The 25,932-nt window shown below is 70.1% G+C and carries 26 protein-coding genes; 23 read left to right on the top strand and 3 right to left on the bottom strand.

The features are described 5' to 3' along the window. The first annotated feature begins 174 nt into the window (after positions 1-174). The 3 genes from HNQ61_RS06825 (at position 175) to HNQ61_RS06815 (ending at position 3,680) form a co-directional block, all read left to right on the top strand. Positions 175-1,011, top strand: coding sequence for a M48 family metallopeptidase (locus HNQ61_RS06825; RefSeq protein ID WP_170036098.1), 837 nt, complete (start codon positions 175-177; stop codon positions 1,009-1,011). 550 nt (positions 1,012-1,561) lie between these two features. Continuing rightward, positions 1,562-2,845, top strand: a complete 1,284-nt coding sequence (tyrS, locus tag HNQ61_RS06820) for a tyrosine--tRNA ligase (RefSeq protein ID WP_170036099.1) — start codon at positions 1,562-1,564, stop codon at positions 2,843-2,845. Positions 2,846-2,849: 4 nt separating this feature from the next. Further along, positions 2,850-3,680 carry a prephenate dehydrogenase/arogenate dehydrogenase family protein gene (locus HNQ61_RS06815; RefSeq protein WP_170036100.1) on the top strand — a complete coding sequence of 277 codons (831 nt, stop codon included), beginning with the start codon at positions 2,850-2,852 and terminating at the stop codon, positions 3,678-3,680. Positions 3,681-3,795: 115 nt separating this feature from the next. Here HNQ61_RS06815 and HNQ61_RS06810 read toward each other — a convergent pair whose 3' ends face one another. Next, positions 3,796-5,151: an amidohydrolase family protein gene (locus HNQ61_RS06810; protein WP_170036101.1), complete on the bottom strand. Its 1,356-nt coding sequence runs from the start codon at positions 5,149-5,151 to the stop codon at positions 3,796-3,798. A gap of 854 nt (positions 5,152-6,005) precedes the next feature. On the opposite strand from HNQ61_RS06810, the gene HNQ61_RS06805 reads away from it, so the two are divergent. The 14 genes from HNQ61_RS06805 (at position 6,006) to HNQ61_RS06740 (ending at position 19,656) form a co-directional block, all read left to right on the top strand. Beyond that, the gene (locus HNQ61_RS06805) at positions 6,006-6,326 is read left to right on the top strand and encodes an FmdB family zinc ribbon protein (RefSeq protein ID WP_170036102.1); all 321 of its coding nucleotides are present in this window, start codon (positions 6,006-6,008) and stop codon (positions 6,324-6,326) included. Continuing rightward, on the top strand, positions 6,327-8,033 hold the full coding sequence (gene argS, locus HNQ61_RS06800; RefSeq protein ID WP_205761776.1) for an arginine--tRNA ligase: 1,707 nt from the start codon (positions 6,327-6,329) through the stop codon (positions 8,031-8,033). A gap of 540 nt (positions 8,034-8,573) precedes the next feature. Beyond that, positions 8,574-9,497, top strand: coding sequence for a PfkB family carbohydrate kinase (locus tag HNQ61_RS06795; protein WP_170036103.1), 924 nt, complete (start codon positions 8,574-8,576; stop codon positions 9,495-9,497). Beyond that, positions 9,490-10,533 carry a phosphoribosylformylglycinamidine cyclo-ligase gene (gene purM, locus HNQ61_RS06790; RefSeq protein WP_170036104.1) on the top strand — a complete coding sequence of 348 codons (1,044 nt, stop codon included), beginning with the start codon at positions 9,490-9,492 and terminating at the stop codon, positions 10,531-10,533. The genes HNQ61_RS06795 and purM overlap by 8 nt, the downstream gene beginning before the upstream one ends. A gap of 2 nt (positions 10,534-10,535) precedes the next feature. Beyond that, positions 10,536-11,573 (top strand): hypothetical protein, encoded by a 1,038-nt coding sequence (locus HNQ61_RS06785; RefSeq protein ID WP_170036105.1) that lies wholly within the window; start codon positions 10,536-10,538, stop codon positions 11,571-11,573. A 136-nt stretch (positions 11,574-11,709) separates the two neighbouring features. Then, complete coding sequence (ribD, locus tag HNQ61_RS06780; protein WP_205761778.1) at positions 11,710-12,804, top strand: bifunctional diaminohydroxyphosphoribosylaminopyrimidine deaminase/5-amino-6-(5-phosphoribosylamino)uracil reductase RibD; 1,095 nt, start codon at positions 11,710-11,712, stop codon at positions 12,802-12,804. Between the two features lie 526 nt (positions 12,805-13,330). Beyond that, entirely contained in the window at positions 13,331-13,993 is a 663-nt protein-coding gene (locus tag HNQ61_RS29510) for a riboflavin synthase (protein ID WP_170036106.1), read from the top strand. After that, positions 13,990-14,187 (top strand): hypothetical protein, encoded by a 198-nt coding sequence (locus HNQ61_RS06770; RefSeq protein ID WP_170036107.1) that lies wholly within the window; start codon positions 13,990-13,992, stop codon positions 14,185-14,187. Before HNQ61_RS29510 ends, HNQ61_RS06770 begins: the two co-directional genes overlap by 4 nt. 212 nt (positions 14,188-14,399) lie before the next feature. After that, positions 14,400-15,620 carry a bifunctional 3,4-dihydroxy-2-butanone-4-phosphate synthase/GTP cyclohydrolase II gene (locus tag HNQ61_RS06765; protein WP_170036108.1) on the top strand — a complete coding sequence of 407 codons (1,221 nt, stop codon included), beginning with the start codon at positions 14,400-14,402 and terminating at the stop codon, positions 15,618-15,620. A gap of 342 nt (positions 15,621-15,962) precedes the next feature. Then, complete coding sequence (gene ribH, locus HNQ61_RS06760; RefSeq protein WP_170036109.1) at positions 15,963-16,442, top strand: 6,7-dimethyl-8-ribityllumazine synthase; 480 nt, start codon at positions 15,963-15,965, stop codon at positions 16,440-16,442. Next, the gene (nusB, locus tag HNQ61_RS06755; RefSeq protein WP_170036110.1) at positions 16,439-16,873 is read left to right on the top strand and encodes a transcription antitermination factor NusB; all 435 of its coding nucleotides are present in this window, start codon (positions 16,439-16,441) and stop codon (positions 16,871-16,873) included. Before ribH ends, nusB begins: the two co-directional genes overlap by 4 nt. Continuing rightward, entirely contained in the window at positions 16,870-17,985 is a 1,116-nt protein-coding gene (locus HNQ61_RS06750; protein WP_170036112.1) for a glycosyltransferase, read from the top strand. The genes nusB and HNQ61_RS06750 overlap by 4 nt, the downstream gene beginning before the upstream one ends. Before the next feature lie 48 nt (positions 17,986-18,033). Beyond that, entirely contained in the window at positions 18,034-18,531 is a 498-nt protein-coding gene (locus HNQ61_RS06745; protein ID WP_170036114.1) for a GNAT family N-acetyltransferase, read from the top strand. A gap of 372 nt (positions 18,532-18,903) precedes the next feature. Next, entirely contained in the window at positions 18,904-19,656 is a 753-nt protein-coding gene (locus HNQ61_RS06740; RefSeq protein WP_170036116.1) for an endonuclease III domain-containing protein, read from the top strand. A 128-nt stretch (positions 19,657-19,784) separates the two neighbouring features. Here HNQ61_RS06740 and HNQ61_RS06735 read toward each other — a convergent pair whose 3' ends face one another. Together HNQ61_RS06735 and HNQ61_RS06730 are read right to left on the bottom strand one after the other, a co-directional pair. Then, entirely contained in the window at positions 19,785-20,510 is a 726-nt protein-coding gene (locus HNQ61_RS06735; RefSeq protein ID WP_170036118.1) for a hypothetical protein, read from the bottom strand. 47 nt (positions 20,511-20,557) lie between these two features. Next, entirely contained in the window at positions 20,558-21,694 is a 1,137-nt protein-coding gene (locus HNQ61_RS06730) for a 6-bladed beta-propeller (RefSeq protein WP_170036120.1), read from the bottom strand. Between the two features lie 719 nt (positions 21,695-22,413). Here HNQ61_RS06730 and hprK point away from each other — a divergent pair. From hprK to HNQ61_RS06700, 6 genes are read left to right on the top strand one after another with little or no spacing between them, the layout of a single operon-like run. Next, a complete protein-coding gene (gene hprK / locus HNQ61_RS06725; RefSeq protein ID WP_170036122.1) occupies positions 22,414-23,364 on the top strand; it encodes an HPr(Ser) kinase/phosphatase in 951 nt (316 codons plus the stop codon). After that, positions 23,357-23,776 carry a PTS sugar transporter subunit IIA gene (locus HNQ61_RS06720; protein ID WP_170036124.1) on the top strand — a complete coding sequence of 140 codons (420 nt, stop codon included), beginning with the start codon at positions 23,357-23,359 and terminating at the stop codon, positions 23,774-23,776. Before hprK ends, HNQ61_RS06720 begins: the two co-directional genes overlap by 8 nt. After that, on the top strand, positions 23,760-24,233 hold the full coding sequence (locus tag HNQ61_RS06715) for a PTS sugar transporter subunit IIB (protein ID WP_170036126.1): 474 nt from the start codon (positions 23,760-23,762) through the stop codon (positions 24,231-24,233). The genes HNQ61_RS06720 and HNQ61_RS06715 overlap by 17 nt, the downstream gene beginning before the upstream one ends. A gap of 7 nt (positions 24,234-24,240) precedes the next feature. Continuing rightward, complete coding sequence (locus HNQ61_RS06710; RefSeq protein ID WP_170036128.1) at positions 24,241-24,906, top strand: PTS sugar transporter subunit IIC; 666 nt, start codon at positions 24,241-24,243, stop codon at positions 24,904-24,906. Further along, positions 24,894-25,643, top strand: a complete 750-nt coding sequence (locus HNQ61_RS06705; RefSeq protein ID WP_170036130.1) for a PTS system mannose/fructose/sorbose family transporter subunit IID — start codon at positions 24,894-24,896, stop codon at positions 25,641-25,643. Before HNQ61_RS06710 ends, HNQ61_RS06705 begins: the two co-directional genes overlap by 13 nt. Before the next feature lie 17 nt (positions 25,644-25,660). Continuing rightward, positions 25,661-25,930 (top strand): HPr family phosphocarrier protein, encoded by a 270-nt coding sequence (locus tag HNQ61_RS06700; RefSeq protein ID WP_170040287.1) that lies wholly within the window; start codon positions 25,661-25,663, stop codon positions 25,928-25,930. Positions 25,931-25,932 lie beyond the last annotated feature (2 nt).

Below are 25,932 nucleotides of genomic sequence, written 5' to 3'. Positions count from 1 at the left end.
GTGCTGAGTGCGTGAGTACGAAAGTACGAAAGTACGAAAGTACGAAAATACGAAAGTACGAAAGTGAGGCGGGGAGGGCTGGAATTTGTCAGCGAGAAGCCACGACGGTTGGGGTGGCTCGTAACCTGAAGGAACGCGGCTGACTGCACTGTCCGCCAACACTGTGATGTGCCGATGACAATCTTGATCCCAAACTGCCTGCGCACGGGGCGCGGCGCCGCGCTGGCTCTGGCTGCCACGCTCACCGCGTGCGGCGGAGATGTGAGCCTGCAGGACGAGGCGGAGATGGGCGACAGCTACGCCGCCGAGATCCTGCGCGAGGTGCGCGTGATCCGCGATCCCGCGGCGGAGGCCACGCTCAAGCGGCTGGGCGGGCAACTGGTGGCGAAAGCGGACAGCACGGGGCGCGAGTACACCTTTTATCTGGTGGATTCGCCGGAGGTGAACGCGTTCGCCATCCCGGGCGGCCACGTGTTCGTCAACACCGGGCTGATCGAGACCGCGGACGAGGCTTCGGAGTTCGCGGGCGTGCTGGGGCATGAGATCGCGCACGTCACCGAGCGGCACGGCATTGAGCAGATGAAGAAGCGCGGGCGCGCCAACATCCTGGTGACCCTCGTCTATACCGTGCTGGGTCGCGATCCGGGGCAGCTGGAGCGGGTTGCCATCGAGGCTGGCGGTGCCGCGGTGTTCGCCAAGCACGGACGCGAGGCGGAGCGCGAGGCCGACCTGCGCGCCGTGCAGACGCTTCCCGCGGCGGGGTACGATCCGGAGGGCGTGGCCACGTTCTTTGAGCAGATGCTGGAGCAGCAGACGCGCGAGCCCGGCCTGCTGGACACGTGGTTCGCCAGCCACCCCACCAGCCAGGAGCGCGTGCAGAACGCGCGCACCCTGATCGGCACGCTGAACGTGGACCGCTCGCGCCTGACGGACGATACGCCGGAGTACCAGGCCTTTCGCGCGCGCGTGCAGAAGCTGTCGGGGGCGGCGGCCCAGGCGCAGGCCCGGTAAAGACGGCGGCCGGGGCCGCGGGTTCGGTGCGATGGGCGGCGTTCACCGGCGGCCCCCACCCGGGCCGGCACCACCGGCCCACCCTCCCCCAAAAAAGACTGGGGGAGGGTTGGGGCGGGCGGAAGCACAGCGCGCAGAGCGGAGATCGCCGCGGGCGCGAACTCTGTTGAGCGAATAAATCCGCCGCTCAAACCGCGGGAACCCCCGACTCGCGGCCGCTGACGCGTCCACGATCGGGGCTTCAACTGCAGTGGAACGGCGGACGCGAGCCGAACCGTCCCGTGCGCCGAACGGCTCCCCCTCGCCCGCTTGCGGGAGAGGGGGCTGGGGGGTGAGGGCAGCCTCGGCATGCGCCAAACCATCCGAACCGCGTCAGCCGCGGTCTTTTCTCCCCGATCCGGGTTCGGCCGACGGCCATTCCCCTCGCCAGAATCACGTTCCGCGGATGCTGTTCCGCGCCTGACCTGTTAAACTGTCGCGCCCTGGCGGGCGCACACACTCGATAAAATCCAGGCGCGGACAATTCCCGCCTGCGCGAACGGAGACGGAGATGGCGGCGATCGACTTTTTTGCGGACCTCGAGGCCCGCGGCCTGGTTCACGGCAGCAGCGAGGGTGTGCGCGAATTCCTGTCCGCGGGGCCGGCGACCGGGTACATCGGCTTCGATCCCACCGCCAGCGGGCTGCACGTGGGCTCGCTGGTGCAGATCCTGGCGCTGGCCCGCCTGCAGCGCGCGGGGCACAACCCCATCGCGCTCGTCGGTGGCGGGACGGGGATGATTGGCGATCCCAGCGGCAAGACGGCCGAGCGCAAGCTGCAGACGCGCGAGCAGGTGATGGAAAACGTCGCCGGCATCCGTGCCGAACTGGAGCGCTTTCTGGACTTCAGCGGCCCCGGCGCGGCGCGCATGGTGGACAACCACGACTGGCTCTCCGGCCTGGGGCTGATCGATTTTCTGCGCGACGTGGGCAAGCACTTCACCATCAACTACATGCTCGCCAAGGACTCCGTCTCGCGCCGGATGGAGCAGGAAGGCGGGCTGTCCGTCACCGAGTTCGCGTACTCGCTGCTGCAGGCGTACGACTTCGCCGAACTGAGCGACCGCTACGGCGCGCTGCTGCAGGTGGGCGGCAGCGACCAGTGGGGCAACATCACCGCCGGGATGGAGCTGATCCGCCGCACCCGCGGCAAGCAGGCGCACGGCATCGTGCAACCGCTGATCACCACGGCGAGCGGGGCCAAGTTCGGCAAGACGGAGACGGGAACGGTGTGGCTGAGCGCGGAGCGCACCTCGCCCTTCCGCTTCTTTCAGTTCTGGCTGAATACGGAAGACCGCGACGTGGAGCGCTACCTCAAGACCTTCACCTTTCTGCCGCTGGACGAGATCGCCGGACTGGTGCAGGAGCACGAGGCGAACGCGGCGGCGCGCGGCGGACAGCGGCGCCTTGCCGTGGAGGTCACGCGCCTCGTCCACGGCGACGAGGGGCTGGCCCGCGCGGAACGCGCCACGGGCGTGCTGTTCGGCGGCACGGCGCCGCAGGAGCTTCCCGCGGTGGAACTGCTGGACGTGTTCGCCGACGTGCCCAGCACCGAGGCCGCGCGCGACCGGTTCGGCGGCGAGGGCGTGGGGATCGTAGACCTGCTGGCCGAGGCGGGGGTCGCCGCGTCCAAGGGTGAGGCGCGCCGCCTGATTTCCGGCGGCGGCATTTCGCTCAACGGGGCGCGAGTCAGTTCGCCGGACCAGCGCGTCCGTACGGAAGACGCCATCGACGGCGAGGTCCTGATCCTCCGCAAGGGGAAAAAGGAGAACCGCGTCGTTCGCCTGGTGGGCTGACGCCGTGGCTTCCGCCGATCCGCCGTTCGGCAGCGTCGCCATCCTTGGCCTGGGGCTGATCGGCGGATCGCTCGCCCGCGACCTGGCCGCGCGGGGCGTGCGCGTGCTGGTGTGGGACCGCGACCCGGCCGCCGTCGACCTGGCGGTGGGGCAGAGGATCGCCGAACCGCTTTCGGATGACGCGCCGGAGATCGTCGTCCTCGCCGTTCCCGTCATGGCGGCGTGTGAACTGCTGGACGAACTGCGCGATGAACTGCACGGCGCGCGGCTGGTTACGGACGTCGGCAGCACCAAGGGGTCGATCGTGGCGCTGGCGGAAAAGGTGGGAATCGGTGACCGGTTCGTGGGATCGCATCCGATCGCCGGCGATCACCGGTCGGGATGGGCGGCGTCGCGCGCCGGGCTGTTCGCCGGGGCGCGCGTCTTTCTGTCGCCCGCGCCTTCCGCGACGGAGGAGGCGGTCGGCTTGGCGGAGCGGCTGTGGCGGATGGTGGATGCCCGTCCCGAAATGCTGGACGCGGAGGAGCACGACCGCCGTCTCGCGTGGAGCAGCCATCTGCCGCAGCTGATGGCGTCCGCGCTGGGCGGTGCGCTGGCGGATGCCGGCGTGGACCGCGCCGAGCTGGGCCCCGGCGGGCGCGATGTCACGCGGCTGGCGGGAAGTTCGCCGGAGATGTGGGCGGACATCGGCATCGACAACGCCGGCCATCTCGCCCCCGCGCTCGCCGCGGCGGAGGCGCGCCTGCGCGAACTGCGCCTCGCCCTCGAGGCCGGGGACGGCGCGCGGCTGCGACAACTGCTTGCCGAAGCGCGCGACTGGCAGGGGTCTTCCTGACCGAATCTGTCTCCGGTTACGCCGGGTTACGGCGGCCGGCGATGCGTGCCGGAACTGCGGTTCTCGTTCGTGCTTCACCCCGCATCCGGCCCGCCGCCAATCGGTTCAGCGGGACCTAGCGGATGGGCGCGTTCTCCCCATCCACATACACCTTGCCGTTCTTCATCACGAACCGCACGCGGCCAACCGCCTCAAAATCCGCCACCGGATCGCCATCGACCGCGATCAGGTCTGCGTATGCGCCGGGCTTGATGGCGCCCAGGCGATCGTCGCCCAGAGCGCGGGCGGCGTTGATGGTGGCGGCCTGCAGCACGCGCGCGGCCGGCATCCCGGCCTGCCGGTACGCGAACAGCATCTGCCGCGACGCTTCCCCTTGCGGCATTCCGAAGTCCTGATAGAAGTCCGAACCCGCCACGATCGTCACCCCCGCCTGCATGGCGCGGCGGATGCGGTCGTACCCGCGCGCCAGGTAGCTGGCGCGCCACGCGCTGTCCGGCCGCTCGCCCGCCGGGGCCACCAGTTCCAGCGCCCGGTCCAGGATCGCGGCGCTCGTTTCCGTGGGCACGTACGCCACGCCGCGGCTCGCCATCAGGCGAAAGGTGCTGTCCGAGGCGTCGTACGCGTGCTCCACCGTCGTCACGCCCGCCTCCACCGCCTGCCGGATGGCGTCATCGCTCGTGGCGTGCGCGGCCACGGGAAGGCCGGAGCGCCGCGCTTCATCCACCACGGCGCGCAGTTCATCGGCCGACAGGCGGGCGCGGTTGGGCGTGTTGTCGGCGTACACCTTGATGACGCGCGCGCCGCGGTTGGCGGCTTCGCGAACCGCCGCGCGGCCGTCGTCGGCGCCGCGGATGATGCGGTAGTCATTGCCCACGATCTCCGGATGCTCCGCCAGCACACCCACGTACTGCCCGCCCTCGGGGCTCAGCCCGGGGCCGGAAAAGAACATGCGCGGCCCGTCCACGCTCCCCTCGCGGATGGCCGTGGCCAGCGCGGCGTCGCCGAAGCGGCCGGAGTTGCCCAGATCGCGGACGGTGGTGAACCCGGCGCGCAGGTAGGCGCCCGCCCGCGCGCCGCCGCGGAGCGCGCGCAGCGGCGTGCCCTCCATCACGGCCTGCACCACCATCTGCTCGGTTTCGGTGTCGCGCAGGGTGGGGCGGATGGATTGCAGCAGGTGCGTGTGCGCGTCGATCAGGCCGGGGAGCACCGTGCGATTGCGCAGGTCGATCTCCCGCGCGCCGGCGGGAACCGGAAGCCCCGCGCCCACCTGTTCGATGCGCGTTCCGCGGATGAGGATGTCGCGGTTCTGCAGCATCACCCCGCGCTCGCTGTCGAACAGCCGCCCCGCGTGGATGAGGATGACGGGATCGTCGCCCGGCGGCGTGCCCGGTTGCGCGTGTGCGCCGCGCGCGACCGTGATGCACGCCAGCGCGGCCGCGATCGTGGCGGGGACGCGGATGCGGATTTTCATGGGGTCGATGCTTGTGGTGGGGGGACGAACCCGCTCGTACCGGGATTGTTCGCGCGGATGGCGGATCAGATGGATGAATAGCGGCGGGCCGGCCCGGCGCGCATCCGTCACCTGACCCCGGCGACCGTGTGCAAACGGCGCACGGGAGGGGAGAACTGCTGGATCGTGTGCTCCGGACAGTTTGGCGCGGCGGCGGGCAGCCCTCTCCCCCCGGCCCCCTCTCCCGCAAGCGGGAGAGGGGGAGACCTCAGCGCGGTGGCGGGCTTCGGCGCGGAGCCGCCGGCTGGGGCCCTCACCCCGCGTGCTGCGCACGGCGACCCTCTCCCACGAACGGATGTGGGAGAGGGAGCACACACCCGAATCGTGTGCTCCGGACAGTTCGGCGCGACGGCGAGCTCCCCCTCCCCCCGGCCCCCTCGCCCCGCAAGCGGGGGAGGGGGAGACCTCAGCGCGGTGGCCGACTTCAGCACCCACGGGCGGGTCCGTTCCGGTTAAAGCTCCGGACGGCGCGCGAATAGCGCCGGGTCAGGGGGTCCCGCTGTTGAGCGGCGGATTATTGGCTCCAGATATTCGCCGCCGCGCCCAACTCCGCTTCCCGGCACCGAACCCGCCGCCGCGCCCCAACCCTCCCCCAGTCTTTTTTGGGGGAGGGTGGGCCGGTGGTGCCGGCCCGGGTGGGGGCCGCCCGCAAACTCCGCCATCCCACCGGGCACCAGGCACCGGGCACTTCCGTTCGCACTCACGCACTCACGCACCCCGCACTCACGCACTTCTGTTGCCCCACACGGCTCCGGATGGTACGTTACGCGGGTTTGTGACGAATTGGTACAAGCACTCGCAGGCAGGAACGCAGGATGCCCACGTACGAATATCGCTGCCCCAACTGCGGCAACGACTTCGAGAAGTTCCAGAAGATGTCCGACGAGCCCGTGGCCGATTGTCCGGCCTGCGGAACGCCGACGCCGCGCCGCATTTCCGCCGGCGCCGGCCTGGTGTTCAAGGGCAGCGGCTTCTACATCACAGACTACCAGCGCGGCGAAGGCTACAAGAAGGCCGCCGAAAGCGACAAGGGCGGCTCGTCCAGCGCGCCCGCGTCCGACGCGCCCGCGGCCAAGCCCGCCGAGTCGGCGCCCGCCGCCGCGCCCGCATCCAAGCCGAGCCCCAAGAGCGAGTAGATGGCCGTAGATACGCTGCAGGCGGAGATCGAACGCGCCCTGGCCAGCATGGGCGTGGAATCGCCCTCCGTCGCCCTGGAGCGCCCGCGCCACCCGGAGCACGGCGACTGGGCCACCAACGTGGCCATGACGCTCAGCAAGGCGCTGCGCCGTTCGCCGCGGCAGATCGCGGACGACCTGGTGGAACGCATCGACCACGCGGCCGCGGGCATCAGCAGCGCCGAGGTGGCCGGGCCGGGGTTCATCAACTTCCGCCTGTCCACCGGCTACGTGCGCGACGGACTGGCCCGCATCGTCACGGAAGGCGACGCGTTCGGCCGGTCCGACGCGGGGCAGGGGCGCGCCGTGAATGTGGAGTTCGTCTCCGCCAACCCCACCGGGCCGCTGCACATCGGCCACGGGCGGCAGGCCGCGCTGGGCGACGCCGTGAGCGAACTGCTGGCGTGGTCCGGGTGGAAGGTGCACCGCGAGTTCTACTACAACGACGCGGGCGAGCAGATCAACAAGCTGGCCCGCAGCGTGTGGGCCCGCTACCAGCAGGCCGTGGGCGCCGAGATCGAGTTTCCCGCGGACGGCTACCACGGCAGCTACGTGGGCGAAATCGCGCAGCAGATGGTGGCCGAGCACGGCGAGCGCTTCAAGGGCGATGACGGGCCCGAGGCGATGGACGCCATGCGCGTGTACGCCGTCCGCGTGCTGCGCGAGGAGCAGAACCGCGACCTGGACGGCTTCGGCGTCCGCTTCGACGAGTACTTCCTGGAATCGTCGCTGTACAGCGGCGGCCGGGTGGAGGATACCATCCGCCGCCTGCGCGAGACGGGGTACGTGTACGAGAAGGACGGCGCCGTCTGGCTGAAGACGACGGAGTTCGGTGACGACAAGGACCGCGTGATGGTCAAGAGCACCGGACATCCCACGTACTTTCTGCCGGACGTGGCCTACCACGTCACCAAGTGGGAGCGCGGGTTCCATCGCGCCATCAACGTGCAGGGGAGCGATCACCACGGCACCACGGCCCGCGTGCGCGCCGGGCTGCAGGCGCTGGGGCTGCCCACCGGCTATCCCGAGTACGTGCTGCACCAGATGGTGCTGGTGATGCGCGGCGGCCAGGAGGTCAAGTTCAGCAAGCGCGCGGGCGACTACGTCACCATGCGCGAGCTGTACGACGAAGTGGGCGTGGATGTGGCGCGCTACTTCTTTCTGATGCGCCGCGCCGAGGCGCAGCTGACGTTCGATCTGGATCTGGCGCTGGAGCAGTCGGACCGCAACCCGGTCTACAAGGTCCAGTACGCCTACGCGCGCATGTCGTCCATTTTCCGCCGCGCGGAGGTGGATGCGTCCACGCTGGATCCGGCGTCGGCAGACCTGGGGCTGCTGGCGCACGAGTCGGAGACGGACCTGGTGAAGCTGATGATGCGCTTTCCCGAGGAAGTCGCGATTTCGGCGGAGGCGCACACGCCGCACTCCATCTGCTCGTACCTGGAAGAAGTGGCGGGCGCGGTGAACTCGTGGTACCACGCGGGGAACCGCGACGCGTCGCTGCGCGTGATCGGCGCGGACGTGTCGCCGGAGCAGTCGCGCGCGCGGTTGGTGCTTGCCCGCGGCGTGCAGACGGTGCTGCGCAACGGCCTGTCGGTGCTGGGGATCAGCGCGCCGGAGCGCATGGACCGCGACGAAGAGCCCGCGGCCGAGGCGCAGGCGGCGTAGTTCACGGCGGCCCCCACCCGGGCCGGCACCACCGGCCCACCCTCCCCCAAAACGGACTGGGGGAGGGTTGTTCGCGGCGGCGGATTCGGCGCGGGTGGTGGAAGATCAGGCGTGAGCGGAGTCGCGGCGCGGGATGCGGTGCGGGAGGCAGAGCGTGGCGCGGCGGACGGTCTCCTGAGCGGATGAATCCGCCGCTCAAAAAGCGCCAAGCCCCGACTCGCGGCCGCTGTCGCGTCCACGATCGGGGCTTCAACCGCTCGACAGATCGCCCTCCGTGGCATGATCCGCCTCGGCGCTGAGTTCTCTCCCTCCCCCGCTTGCGGGGCGAGGGGGCCGGGGGGAGGGGGAGCCCGCCGCCGCGGACCTGTCCGGAGCACACGCTTCTGGGGTGTGCTCCCTCTCCCACATCCGTTCGTGGGAGAGGGTCGTCGTGCGCAGCACGCGGGGTGAGGGCTCCCCGCGGCGCTTTTCATCAACACAAATTCACTGCCCGCGCCCGCGCATGAGCGGGTGCGGACCATCCACCGATACAGCGGACCCATGTCCCTTCTTGTCGTCGGCAGCGTAGCGCTCGACACCGTCGAAACCCCGTTCGGCCGCGCAGAAGACGCGCTGGGCGGTTCGGCCACCTTCTTTTCCGCCGCGGCCTCGCTGCTTCACCCCGTGCAGCTGGTGGGCGTGGTGGGCGACGACTATCCCACGGACGCCCTCGCCTTTCTGGCGGAGCGCGGCGTGGACCTGGCCGGGCTGGAAACCGCGGCGGGCGAAAGCTTCCGCTGGTCGGGCGTGTACAGCTACGACCTGAACTCGCGCGAAACGCTGGAAACGCGCCTGGGCGTGTTCGCCGACTTCGCCCCCAAGATCCCCGAGCAGTTCCGGGACGCGGAGTGGGTGTTCCTGGGCAACATCGATCCGGACCTGCAGATCGGCGTGCTGGACCAGGTGCGCAAGCCGAAGTTCGTGGCGTGCGACACCATGAATCTGTGGATCGAGATCAAGCACACGCGCCTGCTGGACCTGCTCAAGCGCGTGGACCTGCTGATGGTGAACGACGCCGAGGCGCGCCAGCTTTCCGGCGAGCACAACCTCACCAAGGCCGCCCGGTGGATCATGGACCGCGGCCCCCGCTACCTGATCATCAAGAAGGGCGAGCACGGCGCCATCCTGTTCACGCCCAACTCCACCTTCTTCGCCCCCGGCTTTCCGCTGGAACTCGTTTTTGATCCCACCGGCGCGGGCGACGCGTTCGCGGGCGGATTCATGGCGCACGTGGCCAAGTCCGGCGGGCTGGAAGACGCGGACCTGCGCCGCGCCATGATCTACGGCTCGGTGCTGGGCTCGTACGCGGTCGAGGCGTTCTCCATCGAACGCTTCAAGGACCTTACGGCCGAGGAGATCGAGGAGCGCACCCGCCAGTTCCACCAGATGACGGTCTTTGAGCTCCCGGTGAACGCCGGTGTCTGAGCAGCCCGGACTCAGCTATGCCGCCGCTGGCGTCGACATCGACGCCGCGCACCAGGCCATGAAGGGGGTCGCGGCGATGGTGCGCTCCACCGCCACGCCCGACACCCTTTCCGAGCTGGGCTCGTTCGGCGGGCTGTACCGCGTGCCGCGCGACGCCAAGCAGCCGGTGCTGGTGGCGTCCACGGACGGCGTGGGCACCAAGCTCAAGGTCGCGTTCATGGCCGGCCGGCACGGCACGGTGGGCGAGGACCTGGTGAACCACTGCGTCAACGACATCCTTGTTCAAGGCGCGAAACCGCTCTTCTTTCTGGACTACGTCGGCGTCGGAAAGCTGGAGCCGGGCGTGGTGGAGGAACTGGTTTCCGGTGTGGCGCGCGGGTGCCGGGCCAACGGCTGCGCGCTGCTGGGCGGGGAAACGGCGGAGATGCCCGACATGTACACCGCGGGGGAGTACGACCTCGCGGGGACCATCGTGGGGATGGTGGAAGAGGACCGCGTGCTGGACGGGCGCGCCATCCGGCCCGGCGACGCCATCGTCGCCGTTGCGTCGAATGGCCTGCACACCAACGGCTACTCGCTGGCCCGCCGCATCGTCTTCGACCGCATGGGGCTGGGGGTGGATGACGCCTTTCCGGAGGAGGAGGGGAGCGTGGCCGACGTGCTGCTGCGTGTCCACAAATCCTACCTGCGATCGTTGTATCCGCTGATCGAGGCTGGACGCATCCGCGGGCTGGCGCACATCACCGGCGGCGGGCTGGTGGACAACGTGCCGCGCATTCTGCCGGACGGCGCCGCGGCGCGGTTCGACCTGTCCAGTTGGACGGTGCCCTCCGTCTTTCGCGTGCTGCGGCGCGAGGGCGGGGTGGCGCGCGACGAGATGTTCCGCGCCTTCAACATGGGCGTGGGGATGGCGGCCGTGGTACCCGCGCCGGACGCGGACGCGGTGGTGCGCGACCTGGCTGCGGCGGGGGAAACGGCGTGGATCGCGGGGGAGATCGTTCCCGGCGCGCGTGACGTGATTCTGAGCGGAGAATGACCATGACCAACCGGTGGATGATTTCGGCCGCGGCGGCCGCGCTGATCGCGAGCCCGCTCGCCGCGCAGGGCAACATCGAGTCGGTGTGCGCCAGCTTTTCCAAGTCCGAGGTGGGCGGCCGCTGCGCCGCGGTGGCGCAGGCCGTGGACGCCGCGCAGCCGCAGCTGGGCATTCTGCTGGCGGGCGGCAACCCCACGCTGGGCACGGCCAGCACCGGCGGCGTGCGGCTGGGCATTCTGCCGCGCGTGAGCCTTACCGGCCGCGTGAACGTGGTGGGCGCGCGCCTTCCCGACATCCGCGACGTGCGCACGAGCGGCGGCGAGGTGCAGACGGACGAGTTCAGCGTGCCGGCCCCGGCCGTGGGCGCGAATGTTTCCGTCGGCCTCACGCAGGGCTTCAGCGTGGCGCCCATGATCGGCGGATTCGGCGCCATAGACCTGCTGGGGAGCGTGACGGTGCTCCCGCTTTCCCTCGCCGGCGACGACTTCGGCGACAACGCGTACTCCTGGGGCGCGGGCGCGCGCGTGGGGCTGGTGCGCGAATCGTTCGTCACGCCGGGCGTGTCCCTTTCGCTGATGTACCGCGACCTGGGCGACGTGCGCTTCGGCGAGGTGTGCGAGGGGACGGAGGTTGTGACCTCGGGCAACCAGAGCACGTGCGCGGCGGGCGGCGACTTCGGCGAACTCGGCTTCGGGCTGACGAACTGGAGCGGGCGGCTGGCAGCCAGCAAGCGCCTCCTGGGGCTCGGCGCCACCCTCGGCGTCGGATACGACCAGTTCGACACGGACGCCAACTTCGCCTTCCGCGCCCCGGGCCTCGGGGGCACGGAGCAGATCTACCGCTTCAACGACGTCACGGTGGACAACGACCGCTGGTCGGCGTTCCTGGACCTGTCGTACACGGTGCTGGTGGGCTCGCTGGTGGGCGAGGTGGGGTGGATGCAGGGCGCCGACGCCATTGCCGGCTTTCCCAGCACCAGCGACTTCGATCCGGACCAGGGCACGTTCTTCGGCAGCATCGGCGCGCGGCTGTCGCTGTAGCACGCGCGATGGCAAGGCGGGCCCGGTGCCCGGCGGTAACACCACGGGATCAAGACGCGCGGGATGGGGGCACACGGCCTCCGTCCCGCGTGTTCCTTTGTAGAGGGATGGACTGGATTCTCGGGCGGAGACTGCGGTGAGCGGGATTTCGGAGACGGACCGCGAGTGGATGCGGCGGGCGGTGGCCCTGGCGGAGCGGGGATGGGGGCGCACGGCGCCGAACCCCATGGTCGGCTGTGTGATCGTGCGCGGCGGCTCCGTCGTGGGCGAGGGCTGGCACACGGAGTACGGCTGCCCGCACGCGGAGCCGGAAGCCCTGCGCGCCGCGGGCGAGGCCGCGCAGGGCGCCACGGCGTACGTGTCGCTGGAACCGTGCAGCCACTGGGGCAAGACGCCGCCCTGCACGGACGCGCTGATCGCTGCGGGGGTCAGCCGCGTCGTCTTTGGCGGGTTCGATCCCAACCCGCGCGCGTCGGGCGGCGGATCGGTGCTGCGCGAGGCGGGGATCGATGCCGTGGGCGGCGTGGAGGAAAGGGCGGTGCGTGACCAGAACGCCGTCTTCTTTCACACGCACTCGCTCGCCGGGACGGAGCGGCCGTTCATCGCCCTCAAGCTGGCGATGTCGCTGGATGCGCGGATCGCGGACCGGGACGGCCGTTCGGTGTGGATCACCGGCGAGGAGTCGCGCGCGGAGGTGCATCGGCTGCGCGCGGGCTACGACGCCGTGGCGGCCGGGATCGGCACCGCGCTGGCGGATGATCCGCAGCTGACGGTGCGCGGCGCGGTGGTGCCGCGCGTGGCGCCCGCGCGCATCGTGTTCGATCGATCGCTGCGCCTGCCGCTGTCGTCCGCGCTCGTGCGCACCGCGGCGGAGGTGCCGGTCTGGGCCGTGTGTGCCCCGGACGCGGACGCGGGCCGCCGCGACGCGCTGGAAGCCGCGGGCGTGCGCGTCGTGGCGGCGGACGGGCTGGCGGCGCAGCTGCGGGCCCTGCGCGGGGCGGGGGCAGGATCGATGTTCGTGGAGGGAGGGGCGGCGTTCGCCTCCGCCCTGCTCGCGGCGGACGTGGTGGACCGGATGTACCTGTTCTACGCGCCGGTCCTCATCGGTCCTGATGGAGGGGCTCCGTTCGGCACGATCCCCAATCCCGCGCTCGCCGACGCCCCGCGCTGGCGCCGCCTCGCGACCGACACCTTCGGCGCGGACACGCGGATCACCCTCGCGCGGCGGTAGAGCCGGGTGAGCCTGCGCAACCAGGTCGACGGCATCTCACGAACGGGCATGGTGCAGGAAAGTGCCGCGTGGGGGCGGGTCTCCTGAGCGAATGAATCCCCGCTCAGACAGCGCAAAGCCCCGACACCGGCCGCTGCCGCGTCCGGTTCGGGGCTTCAACCACATCGAGGCCGGCGGGTCCGGTGTGAATTCCCCCCCTCTCCGTGCGGCAGTTTGCACGGGGAGGGGCCGGGGGAGGGGTCCCGCGAGGCGTCGGACGCGACCAATCTTTCCGATCCGCACGGAACCGGGGTGTGCTCCCTCTCCCACATCCGTTCGTGGGAGAGGGTCGCCGTGCGCAGCACGCGGGGTGAGGGCCACCGACGGGACGCCCCTCGCGCGGACGTGCCCCGTCCTGCCCGCGGACCAAGTTGCACCCGCCCCTCGCCATCTCCGTCCGTGTCTGGTAACTTTGCGCCCGCGCGGGTATCGCGCGGGCGCGCTGCTGTTCAGGCACCGCAGGCACTGGCACGCGAGGGCAACGCACGTGTTCACCGGGATCGTAGAAGAAGTCGGCACCATCGCCGCCGTGGAGCCCGCCGGAAACGGCGTCATCTTTACCGTGCACGCCAGCCGGGTGCTGGACGGCATGGGGCTGGGCGACAGCGCCAGCATCGAGGGCGCCTGCCTCACGGTCACCTCCATCCTGGAGGGCGGCTTTACCGTGCAGGCCATCGGCACCACGCTGGAGCGCACCACCTTTGGCGGGTTCCGCGTGGGGCAGCGGGTGAACCTGGAGCGCGCGCTGGCGTTCGGCGCGCGGCTGGGCGGCCATCTGGTCGCCGGGCACGTGGACGGCGTGGGGCAGGTGACGCGCATCGAGCCGCGCGAGGAACTTACGCTCATCGACTTCACGTTGCCGCAGGAAGTCACGGGCGTCACCGTGCTGCACGGCTCCATCACGCTCAACGGCATCAGCCTGACCGTGAATGATCTGCCGGCGCCGGGCGTCTGCCAGGTCAGCATCATCCCGTTCACCTGGGAGCACACCTCCATCGGCGACCTGCGCGAGGGCACCGCGGTCAACGTGGAAGGCGACATGATCGGCAAGTTCGTCCGCAACCTGCTGGGCGCACCGGGGCGGGGCACCGTACCGGGCGAGATGCAGGCGGACGCCGCCGCCATCCGCGAAGCGTGGGGCTACGCGTGAAGCTTCGGCTCGCGGCCGGCGGCGCGCTGCTGCTGGCCGCGTGCGAAATACCGGAGCCGGACCGCGATCTGCGCCTGAAGTACGAGGCCGATCTCGCGGCGGAGTCGGCGAAGGCGGCGCATCCCGCCGCGGCGGACACGCTGGCGCCCAGCGCCGACACGACGGGACGGGCCCCATCGGCGCTCCACGAATGACGCGGGGCTGATTACGCCGCCGGACGGCTCGCGCGTGGCGCTGGCGGTGTTCATCCGCTGATCCACACGCGACGAACGCCGCGGAAGAGAAGGTCATCGCCGAGATCGCGCGTGCGGTGTACAACCGGTTCGCCGTGCTTTCATCGCGGCGGGCCCAAGGGCGGAAACTCCGCCCGCAGACGCATTTCAGGGTTACGGCGAGAGAAACAGCCATGCCGTTCGATACGATAGACGCCGCGCTGCAGGACATCCGCGACGGCAAGATGGTGATTGTGGCCGATGACGAAAACCGTGAAAACGAGGGCGACCTCGTGTGCGCGGCCGGCGCGATCACGCCGGAAATCATCAACTTCATGGCCACGTACGGCCGCGGCCTCATCTGCCTGGCGCTTACGGCGGAACGCGCGGACGAACTGGAACTGAAGCAGATGAGCGACGTGAACACCGAGGCGCTGGGAACAGCGTTCACGGTGTCCATCGATGCCGCGCAGAAGTTCGGCGTGACCACGGGGATCAGCGCCTCGGACCGGGCCAAGACCATCCTCGTGGCGATGGATCCGGCCACGAAGCCGTCGGATCTGCGCCGCCCCGGGCACATCTTTCCCCTCCGCGCGCGCGCAGGCGGCGTGCTGCGGCGGGTGGGGCAGACGGAGGCGTCGGTGGATCTGGCGCGCCTGGCCGGGCTGCAGCCCGCGGGCGTCATCTGCGAGATCCTGAACGACGACGGAACGATGGCGCGCCGTCCGCAGCTGGAGGAGTTCGCCGCCAGGCACGGGCTGAAGTTCATCACCGTCGCGCAGATCGTGGCCTACCGCCTGAAGCGCGAGCGGCTGGTGCGGCGCGAGGCCGAGGCCACCATCCCCACGCCCACGGGCGACTGGCGCATCATCGCCTACCGCAACGACGTGGACCAGTACGAGCACGTCGCCATGGTCAAGGGCGAGGTGGAGGGGATGGAGAACGTGCTGGTGCGCATGCACTCCGAGTGTCTCACCGGCGACGTCTTTCACTCGCTGCGCTGCGACTGCGGCGAGCAGCTGGACTGCGCCATGCGGCAGATCGACAAGGAGGGCAGCGGCGCCATCGTCTACCTGCGGCAGGAGGGGCGCGGCATCGGGCTGGTGCAGAAGCTTCGCGCGTACAACCTGCAGGACCAGGGGATGGACACGGTGGAGGCCAACGAGGCGCTCGGCTTCCGCGCGGACCTGCGCGAGTACGGCATCGGGGCGCAGATCCTGCTCGACCTCGGCTTGTCGACGGTGCGCATCCTGACCAACAACCCCAAGAAGATCGTGGGGATGGACGGATACGGACTGTCGGTGGTGGAGCAGCTTCCGCTGACGGTGGAGCCCAACGAGCACAACAGCGGCTACCTGCGCACCAAGCGCGACCGGATGGGGCACATGCTGGCGCTCGAGGGCGACGCGGCGTAAGGGAAGTGCGTGAGTGCGGGGTGCGGGGTGCGTGAGTGCGACAGAAAAGTGCTCGGGGCCCGGTGCTCGGCCTCCGCTCCGCGGCTGGGTGGCGGTGGGTCTTGGGCACGATGCGGATTGTCGTGCGGGCGGCGGAGTGACGCCCTCACCCCGCGTGCTGCGCACGACGACCCTCTCCCACGAACAGATGTGGGAGAGGGAGCACACACCAGTTCCGTGCGCTTGGGCGCCGAAAACCGCGGTTCCGTACTTTCGTACTTTCGTACTTTCGTGCTTGTGGTCGCACTCACGCACTAACGCACCCAGCACTCACGCACTTCTTTCTCGCACTCCCGTACTCCCTTGATCGAAATCCACGGCCAGATCCGCGGCGAAGGCAAGCGCTTCGGCATCGTCATCAGCCGCTTCAACGACATGATCACCCGCCAACTGCTGGCCGGCGCGCGCGACTGCCTGCTGCAGCACGGCGTTCAGGACGACGACATCGAGGCCGTCTGGGTGCCCGGCGCCTGGGAACTCGCCGGACCCCTTCGCATGCTGGCGGAAAGCGGACGCTTTGACGCCGTCATCTCGCTGGGCTGCGTGATCCGCGGCGCGACGCCGCACTTCGACTACGTCGCGGGCGCGGCGGCAAACGGCGCGGCTTCGGTGGGCGCCTCGGTCAGCGTCCCCATCGTCTTCGGCGTGCTGACGACGGAGACGATCGAGCAGGCCATTGAACGCGCGGGCACCAAGGCCGGCAACAAGGGCTGGGACGCGGCGATGGTCGCCATGGAAATGAGCGACCTGTACACCCGACTGGGCACCAAGGAGGCGCGGTGAAGCATCGCAGCCGCGCGCGCGGTTGGGCGCTGCAGGCGCTGTACGCGTGGGAGCAGAAGGGCGGCGACCCGGCCGAGGCCATCGCCACCCTCTCCGACCTGGTGACCAACCTGCGCGTCTCGCCGGAGAACCGCCCGTTCGCCGAGGTGCTCGTGCGCCTGGTGGCGACCAACCTTCCGCGCATCGACCGCGCGATCGAGGAGTCGCTCACCAACTGGCGCATGAGCCGGCTGTCCGTCATCGACCGCGCCATTCTGCGGCTGGGGACGGCGGAAATGATGTTCGTGGATGAGGTGGCGCCCCGCATGGCCATCCGGGAAGCGGTGAACCTGGCGGAAAAGTATGGGACCAACGAGAGCCCGCGCTTTGTGAACGGCGTGCTGGACGCCGTCATGCGCCGCCTGAACCCCGCCGAGCCCGGCCAGGCGTGAAGATCCTGGTCCTGAACTGGCAGGACCTCGCCAACCCGCAGTCCGGCGGCGCGGAAACCCACCTGCACGAAATCTTTGGCCGGCTGGCGCGGCGCGGGCACACGGTGCACGCGCTCGTTTCCGGCTGGCCCGGCGCCGCGCCCGCCGCCGAGACGGACGGAATGCGCATCCACCGCACCGGCGGGCGCAACACCTTTTCGCTCGCCGCGCCCGCGTTCTACCGCCGGCATCTGGCGAATGACGCGTGGGACGTGGTGGTGGAGGACCTGAACAAGGTCCCGCTCTTCACCCCGCTCTGGGTGCGCCGCCCGCTCGTCCTCCTCGTCCACCACCTGTTCGGCGCGACGGCGTTCCGCGAGGCCTCCGCGCCGTTCGCCGCGGCCACCTGGCTGCTGGAACGCCCCATCCCCGCCGTGTACCGCGGCCTTCCCACGCAGGCCGTCTCCGAAAGCACCGCCGACGATCTGGTCGCGCGCGGGCTGCGGCGCGACGACATCTCCGTCATTCACAACGGCGTCGATCTCGGCTTCTTCACCCCGGATCCCGCCATCGCGCGCACTCCGCGGCCGTCGTTCGTCTACGTGGGCCGGCTCAAGAAGTACAAGCGGGTGGATCTGGTGATCGATGGGCTGCACCGCGTCCGCCAGCGCGGGGTGGATGCCACGCTGCGCATCGCCGGGCGGGGGAGTGAGGAGGCCGAACTCCGCGCGCAGGTGGAGCGGCTGGGCCTGGGCGATGCGGTGCGCTTCGAGGGATTCGTGAGCGAGGAGCAGAAGCGCGATCTGCTGCGGACGAGCTGGGCCGCGGTTCTCGCCTCGCCCAAGGAAGGGTGGGGGATCACCAACATCGAGGCCGGCGCGTGCGGAACGCCCGCCGTGGCCGCGGACTCCCCCGGCCTGCGCGAATCGGTGATCCACGACCGCACCGGCCTGCTCGTCCCCTACGGCGACGCGGACAAGCTGGCTGACGCGCTCGCGTCGCTGGCCCGCGACCCCGCACGCGTAGAGTCGCTCGGATCGGGCGCGCACGCGTTCGCCCAGACGCTCTCATGGGACCGAGCCGCCGAGCGCACTGAAGCGCACCTGCAGGCGGCCGCATCCGCGAAGCAGTAACCCGGCTCAATCGCCTCACTTCACGACGCCTCCCGCACCTCCGAACTCATGTCCGGCGAACCCTCCACGCACTCGCTTCCGGTGGATGCGGTGCTGTCGGACGATACCGTCGAACTGCGCCTGATCCGCATCCTCGCGCCGGGCGATGTATCCGCGCGGCCGCCCGAGGCGCGCTTCCTCTCCCCCGCGCTCGAGTACCGTTTCGCCATCCACCGCCGCGCGGACGGGCTGCGCGTGGGCCGCATCCACCTGCGCGCGACGAGTGATCCCGCCATCCTCCGCGCCGTGGGCCACGCGGGCTACGAGGTGGATGAGGAGCACCGCCGCAATGGCTACGCGGTCCGTGCGGTGCGGTTGATCGCCGGCTTGGCGCGAACGAGCGGGATCGCGCCGCTCTGGACCCTGATTGAGCCGGACAACATTGCGTCGCGCAGGGTGGTGGAGAGCGCCGGGTTCGCGCTCGTGGATGAGGTGGATACGCGGCCGGAGGCGATGGCGCTCGGCCTGGGCCCGCGCGTGTGCCGGTACGCGCTCGCCAGCCCCTGATCGCGTCCCGAGAACCCGCGGGGCGCCGGGCCTTCACGGCCTCTCACGCGGGGGCCGCGGGGTGCGCGGAGGTCGCGGGGAGCACGGCTCGCCCTCCGGCCTTCCCTCGATCAGCGATCGTGTCGCTGAGAACCAATACGCGTTCATGATGTTCGCGCCGGCTTCAGCTGGTTCGTGCAGGGGAAGCCTCACAGCGGTACCGTGAGGCTTCCCGCCGTTGGTGCGGCACCTTCAGGATGCTCCGCACGCGCAGAGCTACGCGCCCATGAACGCCGTGGCGAGTTGCTCGTAGCGTGAAAACGAGCATGGCACTGAGCCGTTCACGCTGAAAGTACACAAAGTGGGCGCAGGGTTTGCAAAACGTTGCGGCCCATGAATACGCCTGCCGAACTCCGCGAAAAGGCCTTGGTCGTCCACGACCGCCTGTGTGCCACGTACGGGTGCCCGATCCCGTACTTCCACCATTTCGATCCGCTGAGCGAACTGATTTCATCGCTGCTCAGCCATCGAACCAAGAACAGCGACTCGGGGCGTGCGTTCAAGCAGCTTCGCGCGCGCTTTCCGGAGTGGGCGCAGGTGCGTGATGCGCCCACCGCGGAGGTGGAGGGGGCGATCTCGCCCGCGACGTGGCCGGAACAGAAAGCCCCGCGCATTCAGGAGGTGCTGAGGGAGATCACCTCCCGCCGCGCCGGCGACCTGTCGCTCGACTTTCTGGGGACGCTGGCGGTGAAGGAAGCGCGTGAGTGGCTGGAATCGATTACCGGCATCGGGCCCAAGACGAGCGCGGCGGTGCTCCTGTTCAGCAACCTGCGCATGCCCGCGCTGCCGGTGGACAGCCATCATCACCGCGTGGCGCAGCGGCTTGCGCTGATCGGCGCCAACGTGGCGGTGGGGCCCGCGCACCGGCTGCTGGAGTCGCAGCTTCCGCCGGATTGGAACGCGCAGCAGGTGTACGACAACCACGAGGCGCTGATGCTGCACGGCCAGCGCTGCTGCTTTTTCCGCAACCCGGCGTGCCACCGCTGTCCGGTACTGGACCTGTGCCCCTTCGGCCAGGCCCGGATGGGTACCAGCATCGATGGGTCACTCACGCTCGAACTGCCGATCGGCGGCGTCGGAGGGTAGAGCGCGAACCTCGTCCGGCTCTCGCCAGTGTGCCCCAACTTTCCGGCCAAGACTCCCGCGCTGCCGCCAGGAAAAAAGGACCGAGCCACGGGTTCCCGCGGCTCGGTCCTTTTGTGCCGGAGATGGGCTCAGCGGCTTGCGATCACCGTGCGCGCCGCACGCGGCGTAAGGAGCCGTTCCGAATCCTTGACCTGCTTTCCGCAGCGGCCAATCAACTGGGCAAACGACCGCGGGCGAAGGTTCATCGTCGCGACGCGGCTCGGGTTGTCGATGGGGGGATCCGTGGGGCGGCAGCAGCCGTCAGAGCAGCACGAGCCGCAGCTCATGCCCACCGCACAGCCGCATGCCGAAACATTGCCGCAGGTGATGCAGCACTCGCCGAACAGCCGGGTGCGGAATCCGTCGGACACCGCGGAACGCATGGCCGCGGTCTGATAAAGGGCTGGCGCGCCGGCGGCCGCGGCTTGGCGCTGGCGCGTTCCGTCGACGACCACCGAAACGGTGGGCATGGACGGGATCACGGCGGGAACGCCTTCGCGAACGTCCACGTGTTCCACGACCCGCAGCGTCTCCGTCGCGGCGCCCTCGGGTCCCTTGTAGATGGTCAGACGGAACGTGCGGTTCTGTGCGCTGGTCCGGACGGGGGAAATCTCGTACGTGCCATTCCCCTTGAAGGTCAGCCGGAACCGGCGGCCCTCGATCACCGATCCGTCCAGCGCGCGGTTCTCCGCTTCGGCGTTCACATGCAGGTCGATCACCAGGTTGGGATCCACGCGCTGTGCGGCCGCGGACGAATGCGCGCCGGCCACGAACGCGACCAGGAGCCCGCCTGTCATCATCAATGATCTGAACATGGTGCAATCCTCCGCGGGACGAGAATGATGCTGATGGCGGATGCGCATCAGCGAAGGGGCCGGGCCATCTGGTAGATGACGACGTGGGGTACGTCGTCCTCATCGTTCCGCGAGGCGTACACGCGACCATCCGCGCGAATGCGCCTGACTTCACTGCCAGCGGGAACCAGCATGGAGCCCAGGTACGCGCCATCCACCGAAAAGGCGGCCCATTCGGAAGGCTGCCGCGCACTGGCACCCAGAGCCACCCAGATCCGGTCCCGGTCGTCCATGACCGCGCCGCGGACGGCGGGCCAGCGGCTGGGGAGCGAGTCGCGCAGCACCGGGGTGAACCGCGCTCTCACCTGCTCGGGGATCGCGGCCAGGGCATCGCGATGGTCGTCGGGCGTGAGCGGCGGGGCAGTGTACGGCAGGCTGAACCCGCCGATCCGTCGTCCTTCCAGGTCGTACCGGGCCACGCCCAGCGAGTCAGACCAGATGAAGTGCAGATGATTGCCTGAATCCAGCAGCGCAAAACCCTCGTGCCCGAAAGGGTGCGGCATCACTGAGTTCTCCGCCACCAGAAACGATCGGGAGGGAAATTCCAGCAGGTCCCGTTGCGGCGCGCCGTCCAGCGCCAGCAGCCGCACGAGGTCCTTGCGCGCGCTGAAGTCCGCTCCGGCCACGAACTGGAACTGCGGCCGGAAAAGCGCGACGAGCGCGGAGTTGTCCGCGGTGCGGCGCACCTCGAACGGCATCGGGCCGGGCAGCTTTCCCGCCAGGCTGACGCTGTACGCCGCCTGATCCGATCCGGGCGCGAACACGGTAATGCGGCCGAGCGTGGGATCGTAGGCGAGGAGACTGTCCCCGGCGAGCACCTGAACGCCCCGGATGCTGCGGAATTCGCCGGGCCCGCTTCCACGGCGCCCGAACGCGCGTAGCACCTTGCCCGTTGCATCCAGAACCGTAATCCGGGTCTGGTACATGTCGGGAACGTAGATCGCACCGCGCGAATCCACGTCGAGCGCGTCGATGGCGGTGAAGGCCGCGTCGGACGGCGATGTGGCGACCTCCCGCAGCGCGATCGCCCGGCCGCGGCGACTGCCCGCTTCGGGAAACCGGGACGGATCGTGTACGGATTCAGCTGTTCCGCAGGCCGCTGCAAGCAGCAGAAGCAGCGGCCAGCAGCAGGAAAGGCGCAGCATTCGTGCGGAGGTTCGGGCGGCAGCACGTCGGCGGGACAGGGGTGCGAACGTACGTCACGCGTCGTTTTTCGTCAACGTGCAGTGTCTGGATTGTTCTGGCGCGCCGCCGCTCGCGCTCGATCTGCCTTTGGGCGGCGCGGGCGAGTTGTAACGGGGCTGGCGGTAGCCCTCGTGCTACTCGCGACGTTGGCTCCGCGGATAGTAGATCCTTCGGTCGCGCATGATTCGGCGCGGGGGAGGGCACGGTGCACGCTCCCTCAGGATGACATGTTGTTGCGCCGCATGGTCTTGTGAGGCTGCCTCAGCTGAGCGGACGCCGGCCATCCCGCGCCGAAACCTCCGCGCGCGCTATGGTCTCCCCCTCTCCCGCCTGCGGGAGAGGGGGCAGGGGGTGAGGGCTGCCTGCCGCCGCGCCAATGCCCGCCGGGACGCACGGACCCGCTCAAATCTCCGCCGAGTGGACGCCGGCCATCCGCGCCGAAGCCCCCGCGCGCGCTGAGGTCTCCCCCTCTCCCGCTTGCGGGAGAGGGGGCCGGGGGGTGAGGGGTGCATCCGCATTCGGGGATCTCCATCGAGACGCATCCCACTCATCCGCATCCGCCCCTCCATCCCGTCGTCCCCGCCCGATTCCTGCATCACACCCCTCCGGGCATGGTGCGGCCGTGGACGGGGCGTTATCCTGTGGGCGCATCCAACCAACACCTGCACGAGGGCGGTCCTTGACGGTCGACGACCTGCTGAGCTCCAAACGGGATTCGCTCGCGCTGGAGCTGCTTACGGACGAGCGCGGCCTGTCGCGCGCCATTCAGACGCCCGACGTGAGCTCGCCCGGGCTGGTGCTCACCGGATACACCGAGCGCTTTCCCCACGAGCGCATGCAGGTGCTGGGGGAAACCGAAGTCGCCTTCCTGGAGTCGCTGGACGACGACCGGCGGCGCGCGGCGCTGGTCACCTTTCTGGCGTTCAACATCCCCGTGGTGTTCATCACCAAGGGGCAGGAACCGCCCGAGCCGCTGCTGGAGCTGGCCAATGCCAGCGGCACGCCCGTGATCCGCACCGCGCTCAAGACGGCCGACTTCTACACGCGCATCAAGCCGTTTCTGGAAGAACGCTTCGCGCCGCGCACCACGCTGCACGGCTCGCTGGCCGACGTGTACGGCGTGGGCCTCCTCTTCGTGGGCAAGAGCGGGATCGGCAAGAGCGAGACGGTGCTGGACCTCGTGGAACGCGGCCACCGCCTGGTGGCCGACGACCTGGTGATGATCACGCGGCGCGGCAACGAGATCCTGATCGGCAAGGGTCACGACCTGCAGCGCCACCACATGGAAATCCGCGGCGTCGGCATCATCGACATCCGCACCATGTTCGGAATTCGCGCCATCCGCCAGCAGAAGCGCATCGAGGTCGTGGTGCAACTGGAGATCTGGGACGAGCACGCGGTGTATGACCGCACGGGGCTGGACACCCGGACGATGGACATCCTGGGCGTTCCCGTCCCCAAAGTGACCGTGCCGCTGGTGCCGGGAAAGAACATTACCGTGGTCTGCGAGGTGGTGGCCATGAACCACCTGCTGAAATATTCGGGGATCGATACGGCCCGGCTCTTCAACCAGCGGCTTCAGGCCCGCATGGGGGGGACGTCGGACTACCTGGAGGAAGATTATGAGTGAGCCCGTGCGGGGGCTGGTCGTGAGCCACGCATCGCTGGCGCAGGGGCTGGTGCAGTCCGTCCGGCAGATCGCCGGCGCCGACGAGGATGCGCTGACCGCGGTCAGCAACGAGGGGTGCGGCCCGGAGTCGCTGCAGCGCAACGTGCTGGCGGCGCTGGGCGACGGGCCGGGGATCATCTTTACGGACCTGCCCAGCGGCTCGTGCGCCTTTGCCGCGCGCCGCCTGTCGGTGGACCGGGCCGCCACGGCCGTGGTCTGCGGCGTGAACCTGCCCATGCTGCTGGACTTTGTCTTTCACCGCGACCTGCCCCTTCCGGAACTGGTGGACCGTCTGGTCGCCAAGGGGCAGGCCGCGATCACCGGCCAGTGCCGGGAAAGTGCGGTGCATGCCGATCGTGCTGCTTCGCGTTGACGAGCGCCTGATCCACGGGCAGGTCGTGGTGGGGTGGGGAGGCCCGCTTCACGCCGACCGCATCGTGGTGGCCGACGACGCCATCGCCGCCAGTCCGTGGGAGCAGGAGCTGTACTGCCTGGGCGTGCCGCCGGAGATCGAGGCCGACTTCGCCACCGTGGACGCCGCCCGCGGGCAGCTGGCCGGGTGGCGCGGCGGGCAGCGCCGCATCATCGTCCTGGTGCGCGACGTTCAGACCGCCCGCAGGCTTGCCGACGGCGGCGGGCTGCAGGGCGAGGAAGTGAACCTGGGCGGCATTCACGACGGCGAGGGGCGGCGGCGCGTGCTTCCGTACCTGCACCTGGGCCCGGGCGACGACGACGCCCTGCGCGCCATCGCCGCCACGGGCGCAAAGGTGTCCGCGCGCGACCTGCCCGGAAGCAGCCGCGTGGGGCTGGACCAGCTGCTGGCCGAATAGCGAACCCGTGATCCCCGATCTCCTCACCCTGGCGCTGCTGAGCCTGCTGGGCGGCCTGCTGGCGCTGGACGCCACCTCGCTGGGGCAGTTCATGCTGTCGCGGCCATTGGTGGCCGCCGGGCTGGCGGGGATCGTGGCCGGCAACCCCGCCGCGGGGATCGCCACCGGGCTGCTGCTGGAGGCGCTGCACCTGGCCGTGCTCCCCGTGGGCGCGTCGCGCTACCCGGAAGCCGGCCCCGCCGCCGTCGCGGCCGCGGGCGCCTTCGCCGGGTCCACGGACAGCACCGTCGCGCTGATGGCGTGCGTCGTGTTTTCGATGGCGTGGGGATGGGTGGGCGGTCGCACCGTGGACGTGCTGCGCCGCGCCAACGCCCGCTTCGCCGTCCCCGCGGCGGGGCCGCTGGACCCCGCTGTGGTGGAGCGGCTGCACTGGCGGGCGCTGTGGATTGACGCGGCGCGGGGCACGCTGCTGACCTTGGCCGGACTGCTGCTCCTCGGCACGCTGCTGGAAACGCTGGGGTGGATTCCGTTCCGCGAAACGTGGACGCGCCCCGCGCTGGCCCTGTCCGCCGCGGCGGCGCTGGCTTCGGCGCTGCGGCTCTTTGGCCGGCGCCGGCTGCCGCTCTTTGCCGCGGGCGCCGCCGCGGGGGCGCTGCTGCTGTGGCTGAGGTGAACGGGCTGCCGCGCGGGGTGCGCCGCGCCATGCTTCTGCGCAGCTTTGCGGTGCAGGGATCGTGGAACTACCGTACGCTGATCGGCACGGGAATGGCGTTCGTTCTGGCGCCCGCCCTGCGCCACCTGTACGGAGCGGACACGGCCCGCCTGCGCGAGGCCACGGCCCGGCACGCCGAGTTGTTCAACGCGCACCCGTACCTGGCCACGCTGGCCGCCGGCGCCATTGCGCGGCTGGAGGCGGACGGCGCCCCGCCGGAGCTGATCGGCCGCTTCAAGGCGGCGGTGCGCGGCTCGCTGGGTTCGCTGGGCGACCGCCTGGTGTGGCTCGTCTGGCGGCCCACGACGGCGCTGCTGATGGTGGCGCTGCTGCTGGCCGGGCTGCCCTGGTGGCTGGCGGTGCTGGCCTTTGTGGCGAGCTACAACGCGCTGCACCTGTGGATGCGCGTGTGGGGGCTGCGGACGGGGCTTTCCGAAGGGCTGCAGGTGGCCCGGGCCCTTCGCGAGGCGCCCTTTGAGCGCATGGGCGAGCGCGCGTCGGACGTGGGCGCGGTGCTGGCCGGGTTCGCCGCCGTGCTGGCGGTGGGCTCCGGCGGGCGCGGCGGATGGGACTACATGGCGCTGGGCGTGATCGCCCTCGTCGCGGGCGTGATGCTGGGCCCGCGGGTGCGGATGGTGGCGGGAATTGGCCTTACGGCTCTGCTCATCGCCGGCGTGGTGCTGGCGAGCAACTCGTGAACGTGAACGTGAACGGGATGGAACACACCAACCAGGTCACCATCGTGAACCGGTACGGGCTGCACGCCCGTCCCGCCGCGGAATTCGTCAAGCTGGCCAACCGCTTCCAGTCCGAGGTGTTCATCGGCAAGGACGACGTGGAGGTCAGCGGCAAGAGCATCATGGGGGTGATGATGCTGGCGGCGGAGTGCGGTTCGGAAGTGCGCATCCGCGCCTCGGGCGACGACGCGCGCGAGGCGGTGGACGCGCTCACGCAGCTGGTGCAGAACCGCTTCGGCGAGGATTGAGG

The sequence above is a fragment of the Longimicrobium terrae genome (assembly GCF_014202995.1).
Taxonomy (GTDB): Bacteria; Gemmatimonadota; Gemmatimonadetes; order Longimicrobiales; family Longimicrobiaceae; genus Longimicrobium; species Longimicrobium terrae.
Note: the sequence above shows the minus strand (reverse complement) of the source record. Positions and strands in the feature narration are given on the sequence as shown.

Coding starts and splice junctions, on each gene's coding strand:
- HNQ61_RS06795 (WP_170036103.1), top strand. CDS start 8,574: ATGTCCCTTCTTGTCGTCGGCAGCGTAGCGCTCGACACCGTCGAAACC.
- tyrS (WP_170036099.1), top strand. CDS start 1,562: ATGGCGGCGATCGACTTTTTTGCGGACCTCGAGGCCCGCGGCCTGGTT.
- HNQ61_RS06720 (WP_170036124.1), top strand. CDS start 23,357: ATGAGTGAGCCCGTGCGGGGGCTGGTCGTGAGCCACGCATCGCTGGCG.
- HNQ61_RS06740 (WP_170036116.1), top strand. CDS start 18,904: ATGAATACGCCTGCCGAACTCCGCGAAAAGGCCTTGGTCGTCCACGAC.
- HNQ61_RS06745 (WP_170036114.1), top strand. CDS start 18,034: ATGTCCGGCGAACCCTCCACGCACTCGCTTCCGGTGGATGCGGTGCTG.
- HNQ61_RS06810 (WP_170036101.1), bottom strand. CDS start 5,151: ATGAAAATCCGCATCCGCGTCCCCGCCACGATCGCGGCCGCGCTGGCG.
- HNQ61_RS06805 (WP_170036102.1), top strand. CDS start 6,006: ATGCCCACGTACGAATATCGCTGCCCCAACTGCGGCAACGACTTCGAG.
- HNQ61_RS06730 (WP_170036120.1), bottom strand. CDS start 21,694: ATGCTGCGCCTTTCCTGCTGCTGGCCGCTGCTTCTGCTGCTTGCAGCG.
- argS (WP_205761776.1), top strand. CDS start 6,327: ATGGCCGTAGATACGCTGCAGGCGGAGATCGAACGCGCCCTGGCCAGC.
- HNQ61_RS06825 (WP_170036098.1), top strand. CDS start 175: ATGACAATCTTGATCCCAAACTGCCTGCGCACGGGGCGCGGCGCCGCG.
- HNQ61_RS06700 (WP_170040287.1), top strand. CDS start 25,661: ATGGAACACACCAACCAGGTCACCATCGTGAACCGGTACGGGCTGCAC.
- HNQ61_RS06765 (WP_170036108.1), top strand. CDS start 14,400: ATGCCGTTCGATACGATAGACGCCGCGCTGCAGGACATCCGCGACGGC.
- HNQ61_RS06735 (WP_170036118.1), bottom strand. CDS start 20,510: ATGTTCAGATCATTGATGATGACAGGCGGGCTCCTGGTCGCGTTCGTG.
- HNQ61_RS06785 (WP_170036105.1), top strand. CDS start 10,536: ATGACCAACCGGTGGATGATTTCGGCCGCGGCGGCCGCGCTGATCGCG.